Annotated in this window: 13 protein-coding genes; 4 read left to right on the forward strand and 9 right to left on the reverse strand. The window is 72.6% G+C overall.

Annotated features, from left to right (window positions below):
• The first annotated feature begins 4 nt into the window (after positions 1–4).
• Positions 5–2,032, forward strand: a complete 2,028-nt coding sequence (locus ACWD1Z_RS07405; RefSeq protein ID WP_451116381.1) for an N-acetylmuramoyl-L-alanine amidase — start codon at positions 5–7, stop codon at positions 2,030–2,032.
• A gap of 11 nt (positions 2,033–2,043) precedes the next feature.
• On the opposite strand, the gene ACWD1Z_RS07410 is transcribed toward ACWD1Z_RS07405, so the two are convergent.
• From ACWD1Z_RS07410 to ACWD1Z_RS07440, 7 genes are all read right to left on the reverse strand, one after another.
• Positions 2,044–2,541 (reverse strand): hypothetical protein, encoded by a 498-nt coding sequence (locus ACWD1Z_RS07410; protein ID WP_250072606.1) that lies wholly within the window; start codon positions 2,539–2,541, stop codon positions 2,044–2,046.
• A gap of 117 nt (positions 2,542–2,658) precedes the next feature.
• Positions 2,659–3,564 carry a universal stress protein gene (locus ACWD1Z_RS07415; RefSeq protein WP_451116383.1) on the reverse strand — a complete coding sequence of 302 codons (906 nt, stop codon included), beginning with the start codon at positions 3,562–3,564 and terminating at the stop codon, positions 2,659–2,661.
• A 150-nt stretch (positions 3,565–3,714) separates the two neighbouring features.
• Complete coding sequence (locus ACWD1Z_RS07420) at positions 3,715–3,957, reverse strand: DUF397 domain-containing protein (RefSeq protein WP_250072611.1); 243 nt, start codon at positions 3,955–3,957, stop codon at positions 3,715–3,717.
• A gap of 95 nt (positions 3,958–4,052) precedes the next feature.
• Positions 4,053–5,219, reverse strand: coding sequence for a thiolase domain-containing protein (locus ACWD1Z_RS07425; protein WP_451116384.1), 1,167 nt, complete (start codon positions 5,217–5,219; stop codon positions 4,053–4,055).
• Entirely contained in the window at positions 5,216–6,259 is a 1,044-nt protein-coding gene (locus tag ACWD1Z_RS07430) for a thiolase domain-containing protein (protein ID WP_451116386.1), read from the reverse strand. Before ACWD1Z_RS07430 ends, ACWD1Z_RS07425 begins: the two co-directional genes overlap by 4 nt.
• Positions 6,256–7,197: a Zn-ribbon domain-containing OB-fold protein gene (locus tag ACWD1Z_RS07435; RefSeq protein WP_451116388.1), complete on the reverse strand. Its 942-nt coding sequence runs from the start codon at positions 7,195–7,197 to the stop codon at positions 6,256–6,258. The genes ACWD1Z_RS07430 and ACWD1Z_RS07435 overlap by 4 nt, the downstream gene beginning before the upstream one ends.
• 9 nt (positions 7,198–7,206) lie before the next feature.
• The gene (locus ACWD1Z_RS07440) at positions 7,207–8,007 is read right to left on the reverse strand and encodes a crotonase/enoyl-CoA hydratase family protein (RefSeq protein WP_451116389.1); all 801 of its coding nucleotides are present in this window, start codon (positions 8,005–8,007) and stop codon (positions 7,207–7,209) included.
• Positions 8,008–8,172: 165 nt separating this feature from the next.
• Between ACWD1Z_RS07440 and ACWD1Z_RS07445 the strand changes: the two genes are divergently transcribed.
• A complete protein-coding gene (locus tag ACWD1Z_RS07445; RefSeq protein ID WP_451116391.1) occupies positions 8,173–9,774 on the forward strand; it encodes an acyl-CoA synthetase in 1,602 nt (533 codons plus the stop codon).
• 328 nt (positions 9,775–10,102) lie between these two features.
• The gene (locus tag ACWD1Z_RS07450) at positions 10,103–11,641 is read left to right on the forward strand and encodes a sulfatase (RefSeq protein ID WP_451117120.1); all 1,539 of its coding nucleotides are present in this window, start codon (positions 10,103–10,105) and stop codon (positions 11,639–11,641) included.
• 24 nt (positions 11,642–11,665) lie between these two features.
• On the opposite strand, the gene ACWD1Z_RS07455 is transcribed toward ACWD1Z_RS07450, so the two are convergent.
• The gene (locus ACWD1Z_RS07455) at positions 11,666–12,514 is read right to left on the reverse strand and encodes an alpha/beta fold hydrolase (RefSeq protein ID WP_451116392.1); all 849 of its coding nucleotides are present in this window, start codon (positions 12,512–12,514) and stop codon (positions 11,666–11,668) included.
• Positions 12,515–12,524: 10 nt separating this feature from the next.
• A complete protein-coding gene (locus ACWD1Z_RS07460; protein WP_451116393.1) occupies positions 12,525–14,024 on the reverse strand; it encodes an acyl-CoA synthetase in 1,500 nt (499 codons plus the stop codon).
• A gap of 123 nt (positions 14,025–14,147) precedes the next feature.
• Here ACWD1Z_RS07460 and ACWD1Z_RS07465 point away from each other — a divergent pair, with 123 nt between their 5' ends.
• Positions 14,148–16,556 carry a penicillin acylase family protein gene (locus ACWD1Z_RS07465; RefSeq protein WP_451116395.1) on the forward strand — a complete coding sequence of 803 codons (2,409 nt, stop codon included), beginning with the start codon at positions 14,148–14,150 and terminating at the stop codon, positions 16,554–16,556.
• Positions 16,557–16,647 lie beyond the last annotated feature (91 nt).

The raw sequence follows: 16,647 nt of genomic DNA on the forward strand, positions 1-16,647 counted from the left end.
GGGCATGATTGACGGATCGTCGGCAGGCCGGTACCACGGACGCAATGCCCGGCCCCGCACGGCTCATCGCGCCACACCGTCCCAGGAGGCTGCATTGCGACGATCCGTCACCGCCCTGAAGAGAGCCGCCGGTCCGGTGGCCTGCGCCGCCCTGGTGCTGCCGCTGCTCGGCGCGGCCCCTGCCCCGGCCCCGTCGCCCGCACTGCTCCTGCAGTCGGCGTTCACCTCCGCCGCCGCCGAGTACGGCGTGCCGCGGAGCGTGCTGCTGGGCGTCTCCTATCTCCAGTCCCGTTGGGACACGCATGCCGGAGCGCCGAGTGTGACCGGCGGCTACGGCCCGATGCATCTGACCGACGCCCGGACCGCGCTCGCCGGCGCGGCCCATCACAGCGAGGGCGCGGAGGACGCCCGCGGTGACGAGGCCCGCGCCCCGCTCGTCCCCGAGGAGCGGATCCCCGAGGAAGGTGAGATCCCGGCGCGGCTGCGGACGCTGCCGAAAGCCGCGGAGCTGACCGGCCTGAGCCCCAATCGGCTCCGCACCGATCCCGCCGCCAATGTCGCGGGCGGTGCCGCGCTGCTCGCCGCCGCTCAGCGGAGCCTGGGCGAACCGGCGAGCGCGGACCCGGCGGACTGGTACGGCGCGGTGGCCCTGTTCTCCGGCGCCGACGACCGCGCCACGGCGGCGGCGTACGCGAACGACGTCTACGACGTGATCCGCACCGGCGGCGCCCGCCGCACGGACGCCGGTCAGCAGGTCGCCCTGGCGGCCCGGCCGGACCTGGCGCCCGACACCGCGCCCCTGGAGGACGCCGGACTGCGCGCCCCGGCCGCCGGTGACACGGAGTGCCCGGCGTCGGTGTCCTGCGAGTGGATCCCGGCGCCGTACGAGGAGTTCGGGGACGGCGACTACGGCAACCACGACCTCGGGAACCGGCCGGAGTCCCAGAGCATCGAGTACATCGTCGTGCACGACACCGAAGGCGCCTGGGAGGGTGTCCTCCGGCTCGTCCAGGACCCGACCTACGTCTCCTGGAACTACTCCCTGCGCTCCACCGACGGCCATATCGCCCAGCACCTGAAGGCGAAGGACGTCGGCTGGCACGCGGGCAACTGGTACGTCAACGCCAAGTCGATCGGCCTGGAGCACGAGGGTTTCCTGGCGAACCCGGACGCCTGGTACACGGAGGCGATGTACCGCTCCTCGGCCCGGCTGGTGAAGTACCTCGCCAAGAAGTACGACATCCCGCTGGACCGGCAGCACATCCTCGGCCATGACACGGTGCCGGGACCGACCGCCGCGACGATCAGGACCATGCACACCGACCCGGGCCCGTACTGGGACTGGCAGCACTACTTCGAGCTGCTCGGCCGGCCGTTCGCACCGACCGCCGGGAAGAAGGGCGGCATGGTGACGATCCGCCCGGACTACGCCGAGCACCGGCCCGCGTACACGGGCTGCACGGCGGCGGGCCAGCCCTGCGCACCCCATGGTTCGAGCGCGGTCCGGCTGTACTCCGGGCCGGGGACGTCGTACCCCTTGATCAAGGACATCGGCCTGGGGAGGACCCCGTCCACCGGGGTGAACGATCTGTCCTCGCGGGTCTCCACCGGGCAGCAGTACGCGGTCGCCGGGCGGGACGGGGACTGGACGGCGATCTGGTACCTGGGCCAGAAGGCCTGGTTCCACAACCCGGCTGAGCAGCCGACGGCCGTGCACGCGACGGGCCTGGTGGTGACGCCGAAGGACGGTCTGGAGGAGGTCCCGGTGTACGGGCGGGCCTATCCGGAGGCGTCCGCCTATCCGGAGGGGGTGCCCGCCCAGCCGGTGTCGCCGCTGCCGTACCGGCTGCCGAAGGGCCAGAAGTACGTGGTCGGGGACAAGGTGCCCGGCCAGTACTACTACGCCGTCACCTTCGACGAGACCGCGCACCGGGTGGTGACCGGCAAGGAGCTGTACTACGAGATCCAGTTCGGCCACCGGGTGGCGTTCGTGCGGGCCGCGGACGTCGAGGTCGGCTCCGCGGCCGGGTAGCGAGCCGCCCCTCAGCCCTGCTGGAACAGCTCCGCGGGGAGCGGCTTCAGCAGGGCGTAGAGGTCGTCGGTGATGGGGCGGTCCCAGGCGGCGATGGTCACCAGGACGTTGTCGCTGCGGTCGAACTGCACGCAGGAGATCCGGCTCTCGGAGAGCTTGAGGCGGCGCACGATCAGGAGGTTGTCGCCCTGCATCACCGGCACGTCCTCGGTGCCGACGACGGTGATCTCCTCGTCGTTCTCCAGCGCCAGCAGCAGCTGGGCGACCTCGAAGGGGATCTCTCCCTCGGCGATGTCACGGGCCGGGGAGCCCTCCGGCAGATTGCCGATGATCATCGCGGGGCCGCGGCCGCCGAACAGGTCGTAGCGCAGGAAGACGCCCTGGCAGCTGCCGTCGGGGGCGGGCAGCAGCCCGGCGCCCAGATTGCCGGGCCAGTCGCCCGGATCCATGGCCAGGACGTCGAAGTCGGGCCCGGCGGGCGTGGCGCTGCGGCGGCGGAGGAACGACATGTCGCCCATGCTACTTGGCCGTGGGCGCTGCCGGGTTGCGGCCCTGTGCCGTCCCGGGTGCGGCACCGTCGTGGTTCGTCGCGCGGTTCCCCGCGTTTCTGACCGGTACGCCCGCCGTCACTCCTCCGGCGGAGAGGGGGGCACCACCGCGACCGGGCTCGCCGCGTGCAGCAGGACGGCCTGGGTGACGGAGCCGAGCAGCCGGGCCGGGGCCAGCAGGCGGCGCCGGTGGCGGCCGACGACGACCAGGTCCGCGTCCTTGGAGGCGGCGACGAGGTGGCCGGCCGCGTCGCCCGGGGCCACGTACGGCTCGGCGGTGACGTCCGGGAACCGGGCGGCGTGCGGGGCGAGGAAGCCCTCCACCAGGGCGCGGGTCTCGTTCTCGACGGCCCGGTCGTCGACGGGCGGGGGCACGATCTGGGCGGGGGCGGCGGTCCAGATCTGTACCGGGGACGGGTAGGCGGCCACCACCTGGAGCAGGGCCCCGCGCCGGGCGGCCTCGGCGAAGGCGAAGCCGAGGACGGCCTCGTCGGAGCTGTCGACCTGGAGGCCGACCACGACTCTGGGTCCGGGTGCGACCGGCACGCCCTCGTGGACCTCGCGCCCGGGCCGGGGCACCACCACGACGGGGCACTCGGCGTCCCGGGCGGCGGCCATGCCGTTGGAGCCGAGGATGAGACTGGCGAAGCCGCCCCGGCCGCGGGAGCCCAGCACCAGCAGCTGGGCGGTGGCGCCCAGTTCGGACAGTACGGCGCTGGGGGCGCCCTCCAGGGCGACGTACTCGGTGTCCGGCTGCTCCGGCTCGGCGGCCAGGCGGGCGCGCACCTGGCCGAGGACCGGATCCTCCTCCGCCGCGGGCGGTCCCGCGACGAGGACGTCGGCCTGCATCCAGGCCGCGTACTGCCGCACATGGACCACGCGCAGCGGCGCATCACGGCGGCGGGCGGCGTCGAGGGCCCAGTCCAGGGCCCGCAGGCTGTCGTCCGAGCCGTCGACCGCGGCGATGACCGGCAGGGTGCTCATGGGTTCCTCGCTTCCCGAGTACGACCGTCCCCCTCCCGGGTCAGCCTGGCTCAGGGCCCGGTCCCGGGAGGGTGGTGGAGGTCGCGTGTCCGGAAAAACGGGCGGAACACCCCCGGATCGGCCCGCCGGACCGGCTCCGGCGGGGGTGGCTCAGGTGAGGTCGAACTCTCCCTCCCGTGCGCCCGACACGAAGGCCCCCCACTCGGCGGGGGTGAAGATCAGCGAAGGGCTCTGTGGGCGGCCGCTGTTGCGCATCGCGATGAAACCCTCGACAAAGGCGATCTGGACGTCCCCCAGACCGCGACTGCTCGAGTGCCACTCGGCGCTGCTGAGGTCCAGCTCCGGCTTGTCCCAGCCCGTGAGCGGCTGCTGCTGGATGGTGCTCTCGGCCACGTCCGTGCTCCTCCCGGTTCGTCGTCCGCGGCCAGCCTAGCGATCGGTCCGGGGTGCCAACGGGCCACGTGAGGGGGACCCTTCACGCGGCCCGCTCAGGAGTCGGGGGGCCGGGCTCCCACGAGCCACATGGAGAAGAACTGCGAGCCGCCGCCGTAGGCGTGTCCCAGTGCCCGGCGGGCGCCCGCCACCTGGTGCTCCCCGGCCTGTCCGCGCACCTGGAGGGCGGCCTCGGCGAACCGGATCATGCCGGAGGCGCCGATGGGGTTGGACGACAGGACGCCGCCCGACATGTTGACGGGCAGGTCGCCGTCCAGCTCGGTCACCCCGGACTCGGTGAGCTTCCAGCCCTCGCCCTCGGCGGCGAAGCCGAGGTTCTCCAGCCACATCGGCTCGTACCAGGAGAACGGCACGTACATCTCGACGGCGTCGATGTCCCGGCGCGGATCGGCGATGCCGGCCTGCCGGTAGACATCGGCGGCGCAGTCCTTGCCGGCCTGCGGGGACACGGCGTCCTTGCCCGCGAACAGGGTGGGTTCGCTGCGCATCGCGCCGCCGTGCATCCAGGCGGGCGGCCGGGGCGCGCGGGCGGCTCCGGCGCGGTCGGTGAGGACCATGGCGCAGGCGCCGTCGGAGGAGGGGCAGGTCTCCGAGTAGCGGATGGGGTCCCAGAGCATGGGCGAGGCCTGGACCTTCTCCAGGGTGATGTCGTGCTCGTGGAGGTGGGCGTAGGGGTTCTTCAGGGCGTTGCGGCGGTCCTTGTAGGCGACCAGGGAGCCGACGGTGTCGGGGGCGCCGCTGCGGCGCATGTAGGCGCGCACGTGGGGGGCGAAGAAGCCGCCGGCGCCGGCGAGCAGGGGCTGCTGGAAGGGGATCGGCAGGGACAGGCCCCACATCGCGTTGGACTCGGACTGCTTCTCGAAGGCGCAGGTCAGGACCGTGCCGTGGACGCGGGAGGCGACGAGGTTCGCCGCGACGAGCGCGGTGGAGCCGCCGACCGAGCCGGCCGTGTGCACGCGCAGCATGGGTTTGCCCACCGCGCCGAGCGCGTCGGCGAGGTACAGCTCGGGCATCATGACGCCCTCGAAGAAGTCGGGGGCCTTGCCGATGACGACGGCGTCGATGTCGGCCCAGGTCAGCTCGGCGTCGTCCAGGGCCCTCCGGGACGCCTCGCGCACCAGCCCGGCGATGGACACGTCCCGGCGCGCCGCCACGTGCTTGGTCTGGCCGATCCCGACGACGGCCACGGGTTCCTTGCTCATCGCGGATCCCCTTCCAGTACGGCGACCAGGTTCTGTTGCAGGCAGGGGCCGGAGGTGGCGTGGCCGAGGGCGCCGTCGGACTCGCCCCGGTGGATGCCGGCGGCGGCCTCTCCGATGCGGATCAGCCCGGCGGCCATGACCGGGTTGGCGGCGAGGGCGCCGCCGGAGGGGTTGACGCGCACGCTGTCGTCGAGCCGGAGGGCCTTGCGCAGGACGACCTCCTGGGCGGTGAAGGGCGCGTGCAGTTCGGCGGTGTCGACGGGCCGGGCGAAGGCGCCGGCCCGCTCGGCGGCGCGGCGGGTGGAGGGTGAGTCGGTGAGGTCGCGGACGCCGAGGGAGTGGGCCTCGATGCGGTGGTCGATCCCGCGGATCCAGGCGGGCCGGGCGCACAGGTCCCGGGCGCGGTCCCCGGCGGCGAGGATCACGGCGGCGGCGCCGTCGCCGATGGGCGGGCAGTCTCCGGTGCGCAGCGGGCGTACGAGATAGTCGCCGTGCGGCACCGGGCCCCGTAGCTGGGCGTGCGGGTTGCCGGTGGCGCGGCTGCGGGCGGCGATGGCCGCGAGCCGGGGTTCGTCCGTCTCGCCCGCGTCGATGAGGGCCTGTGCCTGGAGGGCGGCCAGGGCGACGGAGTCCGGCCACAGGGGGGCGAGGTAGTACGGGTCGAGCTGGCGGGTGAGGACGTCGCGCAGCGGGCCCGGGGAGGATTTGCCGTAGGAGTAGACGAGGGCGGTGTCCGCGTCGCCGGTCAGGAGTTTGGTCCAGGCCTCGTACAGGGCCCAGGCGCCGTCCATCTCGACGTGCGACTCGGAGATCGGCGGCCAGGCGCCCACCCCGTCGAGGGCGAGGGTGAAGGAGAAGGCGCGGCCCGCCAGGTAGTCGCTGGAGCCCGAGCAGGTGAAGCCGATGTCGGCGGTCTTGAGGCCGGTGCGGTCCAGGACCCGGTGCAGGACGGGCATCAGCATCTCGACCTCGGAGAGGTCGTCGCTGGTGCGCCGGTGGTCGGTCTGGGCGAAGGCGACGACGGCGATCTCGCGGGTCACAGCAGCTCCCGGTAGGTGTCGTAGTCCGCGTCGGGTTCGCCGGTGGGCCGGTAGTGGTCGGGGTAGCGGGAGTTCTCGGTCCACACCGGTTCCACCCGCAGTCCCATGCGGACCTGGTCGTAGGGGATGCCGGCGATCCGGCCGTGCAGGGCGAGCCCGGCGCCGTCGAGGGCGATGTGGGCGTAGACGTAGGGCACGTCGATGTCGAGGTTCTTGGCCTTGATGTTGACGATGCAGAAGGTGGTGACGGTGCCGTGCGGACCGACCTCGACCTGTTCCGTGGTGGCGACGCCGCAGGTGGGGCAGGCGCCCCGGGGCGGGACGTACACCTTGTGGCAGGACGGGCAGCGTTCGCCGACGTTGCGGTGGTCGGCTAGGGCGTTGATGTAGGCGGTCTGGGCGCGGCCGGGTGAGTAGGTGTAGTCGAGCCGGGCGGGGGCGACGATGCCGGTGACCATGTTCGCGAACTCGCCCGTGTGGCCGCGGGGTCGGGCCGGTTCTCCGTCGTACGGCTCGAAGCAGGCGATGTCGGTGATGGCGCCGGTGCGGTCCTCGGCCCAGCGGACGCGGACGCGCAGGCCGGTGCGGACGGCGTCGGGTCCGGGGGCGTCGAGGGCGTGCAGCAGGGCGGTGTCGGCGCCGTCGAGGCGGACCAGGACCCAGGCGAAGGGGGTGTCCAGGGGCTGGCCGCGGCGGGGTGCGTGGTTCCAGGCCCAGGTGGTGACGGTGCCGGTGGGGGCCACCTCGACGAGGTCGCGGATCTCCTCGGCGGTGACCGGGTCGTACTCGACGGGCGGGACGAGGGTGCGGCCGTCGGTGGTGCGCACGCCGAGGACGACGCGTTCGCGCAGGCCGGTGAGGAAGGCGCTCTGCACGGGGCCGAGGGAGCGGGTGAAGGGGAACTCGACGACGAGGGGGGCTTTGAGGACTTCGGGCACGGGGGCTCCTCAGGCGCGCTTGTAGTGGGGCGGTCGCTTCTCCGCGAAGGCGCGGGCGCCCTCCTTGGCGTCGGCGGTGTCGAAGATCGGCCGGCCGCGCTCGAGTTCGGCGGCGAGGCCCTCGGTCTCGGTCAGCTCGGCGGTCTCGTACACCGACGCCTTGACGGCCTCGACGGCGAGCGGGCCGCAGGCGTTGATCTGTTCGGCGATCTCCAGGGCCTTGGCGAGGGCGGTGCCGTCGGGGACGACATGGCCGATCAGTCCGATGCCGGCGGCCTCCTGGGCGCTGTAGGGGCGGCCGGTGAGCAGCATTTCCAGGGCGTGGGTGCGCGGGATCTGGCGTGGCAGCCGGACCGTCGAGCCGCCGATCGGGAACAGGCCCCGCCTGACCTCGAAGAGGCCGAAGGTCGCGGAGTCGCCGGCGACGCGGATGTCGGTGCCCTGGAGGATCTCGGTGCCGCCGGCCACGCAGTGCCCCTCGACGGCGGCGATCACCGGTTTGCGGGGGCGGTGGTGGCGCAGCATGGCCTTCCAGTGCAGGTCGGGGTCGGCGGTGAGCCGGTCCCGGTACCGCTCGCCCGCCATCCCGCTGCCCGCCAGGGCCTTGAGGTCCATGCCCGCGCAGAACGCGCCGCCCGCGCCGGTCAGCACGACGGAGCGGACGGTGTCGTCCTCGTCGGCCTCGATCCAGCCGTCGTACAGGCCGACGAGCATGGGCAGCGAGAGCGCGTTCCTGGCCTCGGGCCGGTTCAGCGTGAGCACGAGTGTGGCGCCCTCGCGCCGCACGGTGAGGTGTTCGGTTCCACTCATCGCCCGTCTCCCCTCATGAGAACGAGAACAGGTTGCAGGAGCCGGCGGAGCACTTCAAGAGTTTTCTGACAGACAGTCAGATTTGTTGTGCGCGGAGGCTTCCCAGTCATGCCGCCCTTTGCTCTGATGACCGGCAACCGAGGGACAGCGAGGTCAGGAGGAGCGGTGGAGTACAACCTTGCCGACCTGTTCGAGTCGGTCGTGGACGTGGTGCCGGACCGCGAGGCGCTGGTGTACCTCGACCATCCGGGCACGGGCGCGGAGCGCCGGCTGACGTACGCCGAGCTGGACGCGGCGGCCAACCGGATCGGGCACCATCTGCTGGACAGCGGGATCCGCCCCGGCGAGCACCTCGGACTGCACCTGTACAACGGCGTCGAGTACCTCCAGACGGTCCTGGGCTGCCTGAAGGCCCGGATCGTGCCGGTGAACGTCAACTACCGCTATGTCGCCGAGGAGTTGGTCTATCTCTACCGGGACGCCGATCTGGTGGCGGTCGTCTTCGACGCCGAGTTCGAGGACCGGGTGGCGGCGGCACGGCCGCGGACGGAGCGGCTGCGGCATCTGGTGCGGGTGGGGGACGGCTCCACCGGCATCGCCTTCACGCAGGCGGAGGCCGGGGGTTCACCGGAGCGGGGGTTCCCGGCGCGGTCGGGCGACGACCAGTTCATCATCTACACCGGCGGCACCACCGGGATGCCCAAGGGGGTCATGTGGCGCCAGGAGGACCTGTTCTTCGCGGGGCTCGGCGGCGGGGCGCCGACCGGTGAGCCGGTGAAGACGCCCGAGGAACTTGCCGAGCGGGTCGCGGCCGGCGGGTCCGGGATCACCTTCTTCCCCGCTCCCCCGCTGATGCACGGCACCTCCACGCTCACCGCGTTCATCGGCTTCAACTTCGGTCAACGCGTCGTGCTGCACCGCCGGTTCGTGCCCGAGGAGGCACTGCGCACGATCGAGAAGGAGAAGGTCACCAGCGTGTCACTGGTCGGCGACGCGATGCTGCGGCCGCTCATCGACGCGCTCGGCGGACCGCTGCGGGGCACCGACTGCTCGTCTCTGTTCAGCGTGTCGTCGTCCGGGGCGATCATGTCGGAGACCGTACGGCGGCAGTTCCTGGAACTGGTGCCGCACGTGATGCTGCTGGACAACTTCGGCTCCTCGGAGTCCGGCTTCAACGGCACGGCCACCGAGGACTCGGGTCCCGGGCGCGGCTTCCGCATCCGCGTCAACTCCCGCACCCGGGTGGTCGATCCGGCCACGCGCGAGCCGGTCGGGGTCGGCGAGGCGGGCCGGGTCGCGCAGTGCGGGCACGTGCCGCTCGGCTACTACAACGACCCGGCGAAGACCGCGGAGACCTTCTTCGAGAAGGACGGGCGGCGGTGGGTGCTGCTCGGGGACATGGCGACCGTCGACGAGGAGGGCGTGGTGACCGTCCTCGGCCGGGGTTCGCAGTGCATCAACACCGGCGGCGAGAAGGTGTACCCGGAGGAGGTGGAGCAGGCGCTCAAGTCCCATCCGGACGTGTACGACGCGCTGGTCGCCGGGGTCCCGGACGCGAAGTGGGGCCACCATGTGGCGGCCGTCGTCCAGCTCCGCGAGGGCGCGGACCGGCCCTCCCTGGAAGACATCCAGAACCACTGCCGGTCCCGTCTCGCCGGGTACAAGATCCCGCGCCGGCTGGTGGTCACGGACGCCGTCCGCCGCTCGCCGAGCGGCAAGGCGGACTACCGGTGGGCGCGGGAGGTGGCGGCCGCCGCGGACCGGTGACCCGGCTGGGCCGGTACGGTGAATCGCGGGGCGGTGCGGGTTGAACCGTAGGTGACGTGCGAGCGTACTGATGGTGGCGGGCGGGCTCGCCATGCCGTCGCCCGGTTTCGCACGGTTCGCAGGAAGGTCCTTCGTGTCGCTGTTCACGCGCCCTCGTCAGCAGATCGTCCCCGAGGTCGCGGACGAGGACGGTCCGCCTGGGGCGGCGGGCCGGTTCCGCCTGCGGCAGCGGTACCCGCGGGCGGCTCGGGGCGTGTCCGTCGGTACGACCGTGCTGGCCGCCGCCCTCGTCCTGTTCGCCCTGCTGCTGCCGAACCGCCTGGAGCGGATGTCGGTCGACATGTTCGTGCGCATCCCCGCCGAGGGCGTCCTGCTCGCCGGGCTGCTGCTCCGGCTTCCGCCCCGGGCCCGGCGGATCTCCGCGGGAGCCGCGGGGGCGCTCCTCGGTGTGCTGACCGTGCTGAAGTTCGTCGACATGGGCTTCTACTCGGTGCTGGCCCGCCCCTTCGACCTGGTACTGGACTGGATCCTGTTCGACGACGCCGCCGAGTTCCTGCGCACGTCGGCCGGCCGCACCGGGGAACTGCTGGCGATCGGGGCGGTGATCGTGGGAGTCATCGCCGTGCTGGTGCTGATGACGCTGGCGGTGCTGCGGGTGACCTCGCTGATGGTGCGCCACCGGCCCCTCGCCGCCCGTACGACGCTGGTCCTCGGCACCGCGTGGATCACCTGCGTCACGCTGGGCGTCCGGTTCACCGAGGTGCCCGTCGCCTCGAAGATCAACGCCGACTACGTCGAGAACCGCGTCGAGCAGGTCCGGGCGGGGCTGCGGGACGCGGAGGTGTTCGAGAAGCAGGCGGCCGTGGACGCCTTCGCCGACACCCCGCCCGAGCAGTTGCTGACCGGACTGCGGGGCAAGGACGTGCTGTTCACCTTCGTCGAGAGCTACGGACGGGTCGCGATCGACGATCCGGCGATGGCAGGGCAGATCGACACGGTGCTCGACGAGGGCACCGAGAGGCTCGGGGCCGCGGGATTCGCCTCGCGCAGCGCCTGGCTCCGGTCCCCGGTGACGGGGGCGGGCAGCTGGCTCGCGCACTCCACGTTCCTGTCCGGACTGTGGATCAAGAACCAGCAGCGGTACCGGAGTCTGACCACCAGCGACCGCGCGACGCTGGGCAGTTACTTCCGCAAGACGGGTGCGTGGCGCACGGTGGGCATCGTGCCGGGGGTGCGCAGGGCCTGGCCGGAGGGGAAGTTCTTCGCCCTGGACCACATCTACGACTCCGAGCAGCTCGGCTACCACGGCCCGTACTTCAGCTGGACGCCCGTGCCGGACCAGTTCAGCCTGGAGGCGTTCGAGCGACTGGAGCGCGGCAGGAAGGACCGTGAGCCGATCATGGCCGAGATCATCCTGGCCTCCAGCCACAACCCCTGGGCACCGGTCGCCCGCATGATCGCCTGGGAGGATCTCGGCGACGGCTCGGTCTTCCACCGGATCAAGGAGGAGGGCAAGGACCCCAAGGAGGTCTGGAAGAACCCCGACAGCGTGCGCGCCGAGTACGCCAACGCCATCGAGTACTCGCTGCGCAGCCTCGTCGAGTACGTCGAGCGCTACGGCGACGACGACACGGTGCTGGTCTTCCTCGGCGACCACCAGCCGGTACCGACGGTCACCGCGGGCAGCCGCAGCAAGGACGTCCCCGTCACCATCGTCGCCCGCGACCCGAAGGTCCTGGACCGCATCTCCGACTGGAACTGGACGGACGGCCTCAAGCCGGCCGAGGACGCCCCCCAGTGGGGCATGCACAAGTTCCGGGACCGCTTCATGACGGCGTACGGGCCGGGAACGGCTCCCCGGCGCTGACGGTTCCGCGGCCGGGGCGGCGTCCTACGACCGACCCGCCCCGTCCAGGAACCTTCCGACGCGCTCCGCGAACCACTCCGGGTCGTCCAGCCACGGGAAGTGGCCGGCGCCGGGCTGCACCGCCACTTCGGCGTGCGGAAAGACGTCCGCCGTGCGGTGGGCCAGGGCGGGGTTGGGGGCGCCGTCGAGTTCGCCCGCCAGGACGAGGACGGGGGCGGGCAGACGGGAGAGGGCGGCCCGGGTGGCGGGTGGGTCGTAGGCGCCCTCGGAGCCGTACACCCCGGCGGCCTCGTCGTTGTACTCCTCGTCCGCGCGGGCGTCGTGCTCCTGGGCGGCCCGGTCCCAGCGGCCGTAGAAGAAGGGCGAGAGTTCGGGTACGAAGTCCCCGGTGCCCCTCAGCCAGGCCTCCAGCGCCGGGAACGCCTCCTCGAACCAGGGCTCCGACGTGCGCAGCCGCGCCGCCGCGAGGCGGTCCTCGGGCGTCGCCGGGGTGCCGAGGGCCCATGGGTTGGGGGTGACCAGCACCAGCCGCCGGATCCGCTCCGGGTGGCGGGCGGCGTGGAGCATGGCGAGACTGCCGCCCGCGGAGTGGCCCAGCAGGTCGACCCGGTCCAGGCCCAGGTGGGCCCGGAGCGCCTCCACGTCGTCCACGAGCCGGTCGCAGCGGTACGTCGCCGGATCCGCCGGGACGTCCGAGTCCCCGGTGCCGCGCAGATCGAGCCGGATCAGGGTGCGCCCGGCGGCCAGTCCGCCCAGGTCACCGAGGTAGGAGGAGGCGCGCATCGGCCCGCCGGGCAGGACGATGAGCGGCTCGCCCTCGCCCTGCCGGTGATACGCGAGGCGGGTTCCGTCGGAGGCGGTGAAGATCGGCACGGCGTCGATCCTAGGAGCCGGCGAACCGGTCCCGCAGCTCCCTCTTCAGAATCTTGCCGCTGGCGTTGCGGGGCAGCGCGTCCACGAAGACCACCCGCTTGGGCGCCTTGAAGTGCGCGAGCTTCTCGCGGGCGTGGTCGATCAGTTCGGCCTCGGTGACCTCGCCGCGCGGGACGACGACGGCGGTGACCGCCTCGATCCACCGCTCGTCGGGCAGCCCCACCACCGCCACCTCGGCCACCCCCTGGTGCGTGTAGAGCGTGTCCTCGACCTGGCGCGAAGCGACCAGCACCCCACCGGAGTTGATGACGTCCTTCACCCGGTCGACGATCGTGAAATAGCCCTCGGCGTCCTTCACGGCCAGGTCCCCGGAGTGGAACCAGCCGTCGCGGAAGGCCTCGGCGGTCTCCTCGGGCTTGTCCCAGTACCCCTCGCACAACTGCGGTGAGCGGTAGACGATCTCGCCGGGCGTGCCGTCGGGCACGTCCTTGCCGTCCTCGTCGACCACGCGCGCGTCGACGAAGAGCACCGGCCGGCCGCAGGAGTCCATCCGCCCCGCGTGCTCGTCGGGGGCGAGGACGGTCGCCAGGGGGCCGATCTCGCTCTGGCCGAAGCAGTTGTAGAAGGCCAGCTCCGGCAGCCGTTCGCGCAGCCGCTCCAGTACGGGCACCGGCATGATCGAGGCACCGTAGTACGCCTTGCGCAGACCGCCGAGGTCGCGGGTGGTGAAGTCGGGGCGGTTGGCCAGGCCGATCCAGACCGTGGGCGGCGCGAACAGGCTGTCCACGCGGCCGGCTTCGATCAGGTCGAAGAGCCGGTCGCCGTCGGGCGCGTCCAGGATGACGTTGCGGGCGCCGACCGCGAGATAGGGCAGCAGGAAGACGTGCATCTGCGCCGAGTGGTACAGCGGCAGGGAGTGCGCGGGCCGGTCCCCCGCGCCCAGGTCGAGCGCGGTGATGGCGCTCAGGTACTCGTGCACCAGGGCGCGGTGCGTCATCATCGCGCCCTTCGGCAGGGCGGTCGTCCCCGAGGTGTACAGCAGCTGCACCAGGTCCTCGCTGCGCGGCTCGGGGCCGTCGTACGCGGGGGCCGAGGCCAGCAGGTCCAGCAGGGACCCTTCGGCGTCGCGCAGCGGCAACGTCCGTACCCCGTCGGGCAGCCGGTCCGCCAGGTCCGGGTCGGTGAGGACGAGCGCGCTGCCGGACTGGCCGACCAGATAGGCCAGGTCGTCACCGGTGAGGTTCTGGTTGACCGGCACGTGGACGAGCCCGGCGCGGGCGCAGGCGAGGAAGCCGATGAGATAGGCGTCGGAGTTGTGGCCGTAGGCGCCGACGCGGTCGCCGGGTGCGAGGCCCCGGTCGAGCAGGACGCTCGCCGCGCGGGAGACGGCCGCGTCGAACTCGTCGTACGTCCATGTCCGGTCGCGGTACTCCACCGCGACGCGTGCCGGGGTGCGGCGGGCGCTGCGCCGCAGCACCCCGTCGACCGTGCTGCCGTGTCCGGGCGTCATGACAGGTGATCCTCGGCCCCCGCCGAAAGGAGGTCAAGACAGCCGACGACGACACGCCCCATGGACACATACCGGTTGGTACGCTCAACCGCCCCTTCCCGCCCGAAGACGTTGGGAGGCTTGATGCGCATCAGCCCGAGACGGCTCGCCGTCGCGGCCCTGGCCCTGCTCACCGCCACGGCCACACTGCCCGCGGCCGCGGCCGACCGCCAGGACCGCCGTGACCACCCTTCGCACGGCGGCCTGTCGGCCGTGATCCGCTACACCGAGTACGGCATTCCGCACATTCTCGCGAAGGATTACGCGAACCTCGGCTTCGGCACCGGATGGGCGCAGGCCGCCGACCAGGTGTGCATACTGGCCGACGGTTTCGTGACCGTGCGCGGCGAGCGCTCCCGCTACTTCGGCCCCGACGCGGCGACCGACTCCTCGCTGTCCTCGGCGACCCGGAACCTCTCCAGCGACCTGTACTTCCGTGGCGTACGGGAGGCGAAGACGGTCGAGAAGCTGCTCGCCGAACCGGCGCCGCGCGGTCCCAGCCGCCAGGTGCAGGAGCTGATGCGGGGCTTCGCGGCCGGGTACAACGCCTGGCTGCGCCAGAACGAGATCACCGATCCGGCGTGCAAGGGCGCCGCCTGGGTGCGCCCGGTCACCACGCTCGACGTGGCCACGCGCGGCTTCGCCCTGTCGGTGCTGGGCGGTCAGGGCCGGGCGGTGGACGGCATCACGGCCGCGCAGCCGCCGACGGGCGCGGCGGCAACGGCGCCCGACGCCCAGGACACCGCCCGCGCCGCGCGCGAGCTCCTCGCCGCCGACACCGCCGACATGGGCTCCAACGCCGTCGCCTTCAGCGGCGCCACGACGGCGAACGGCCGCGGGCTGCTGCTGGGCAACCCGCACTACCCGTGGCAGGGCGGCCGCCGCTTCTGGCAGTCGCAGCAGACCATCCCGGGCGAGCTGAACGTGGCGGGCGGTTCGCTGCTCGGCAGCGCGACGATATCGATAGGGCACAACGCCCATGTGGCCTGGAGCCACACCGTCGCGACGGGCGTCCCGCTCAACCTCCACCAGTTGACGCTGGATCCGGCGGATCCGACGGTGTATCTCATCGACGGGAAGCCGGAGCGCATGACGAAGCGCACGGTCACGGTGGCGGTGAAGGACGGCGCGCCGGTGACGCGGACGCAGTGGTGGACGCGGTACGGGCCGGTCGTCACCTCGCTCGGCGCCGCGCTGCCGCTGCCGTGGACGGCCACCACGGCGTACGCCGTCCACGACCCCAACGCGGTCAATCTGCGCGGCTCCGACACCGCGCTCGGCTTCAGCAAGGCCCGCGGCACCGCGGACGTCCTGGGCTCGTTGCGGCGCAGCCAGGGTCTGCCCTGGGTGAACACCATCGCCGCGGACTCCTCCGGGCACACCCTGTTCACGCAGTCGCAGGTGCTGCCCCGGATCACCGACGAGCTGGCGCAGAACTGCTCCACCCCGCTGGGCGAGGTCACCTACCCCTCCGCGGGTCTTGCCATCCTCGACGGCTCGCGCGGCGCCTGCGCGCTCGGCGCCGACCCCGACGCCGTACAGCCGGGGATCTTCGGGCCCGCGAAGCTGCCGACGCTCACGGACGCGCCGTACGCGGAGAACTCCAACGACAGTGCCTGGCTGTCCAACGCGGACCGGCCGTTGACGGGTTACGAGCGGGTCTTCGGCACGATCGGCACGCAGCGCTCGATGCGGACGCGCGGCGCGATCGAGGACGTCGCGGCGCTGGCGGACCGCGGTGAGCTGACCGTACGGGATCTTCAGCAGCAGCAGTTCGCCAACCGGGCGCCGGCGGGTGATCTGGCGGCGGCGGACGCGGCGGCGGCCTGTGCGGCGCTGCCCGGCGGTACGGCAACGGCCAGTGACGGCAAGGCGGTTGACGTCTCGGCCGCCTGCGCGGTGCTGGCCGCGTGGGACCGCACGACCGACACCGGGAGCCGGGGCGCCCTGCTCTTCGACCGCTTCTGGCGCAAGCTGACGGCCACGGTCCCGTCGGCCCAGCTGTGGAAGGTGCCGTTCTCGGCGTCCGACCCGGTGGGCACCCCGAACACCCTGAACACCGCGGCGCCGGGCCTCACCACGGCCCTGGCGGACGCGGTCGCCGAGCTGCGGGCGGCGGGCATCCCGCTCGACTCCCCGCTAGGTGAGCACCAGTTCGTCGTACGGGACGGCAAGCGCATCCCCGTCCCGGGCGGCACCGAGTCGCTGGGCATCTGGAACAAGATCGAGCCGGTGTGGGACGCGTCGAAGGGCGGCTACCCGGAGGTGACGACGGGCTCCAGCTACATCCAGGCGGTCGGCTGGAACGGCACCCGCTGCCCGGTGGCCCGCACGCTGCTGTCCTACTCCCAGTCCTCGAACCCCAACTCGCCCCACTACAGCGACCAGACGAAGCTGTTCTCGGCCGAGAAGTGGGTGACGTCCCGCTTCTGCGAGAAGGACATCCTGACGTCACCGTCCCTCCGGTGGGTGGTGGCACGGGAGCGCCGGTGAGGGTGCCTGATCGCGTACGGCGGTGACCTGAGCCGCCGCGGCCCGTCGGGAGCGGTACCGTACGACCGGAGTTCGGCAGCGCGGCCGGGGC

The sequence above is a fragment of the Streptomyces sp. NPDC002784 genome (genome assembly GCF_053592135.1).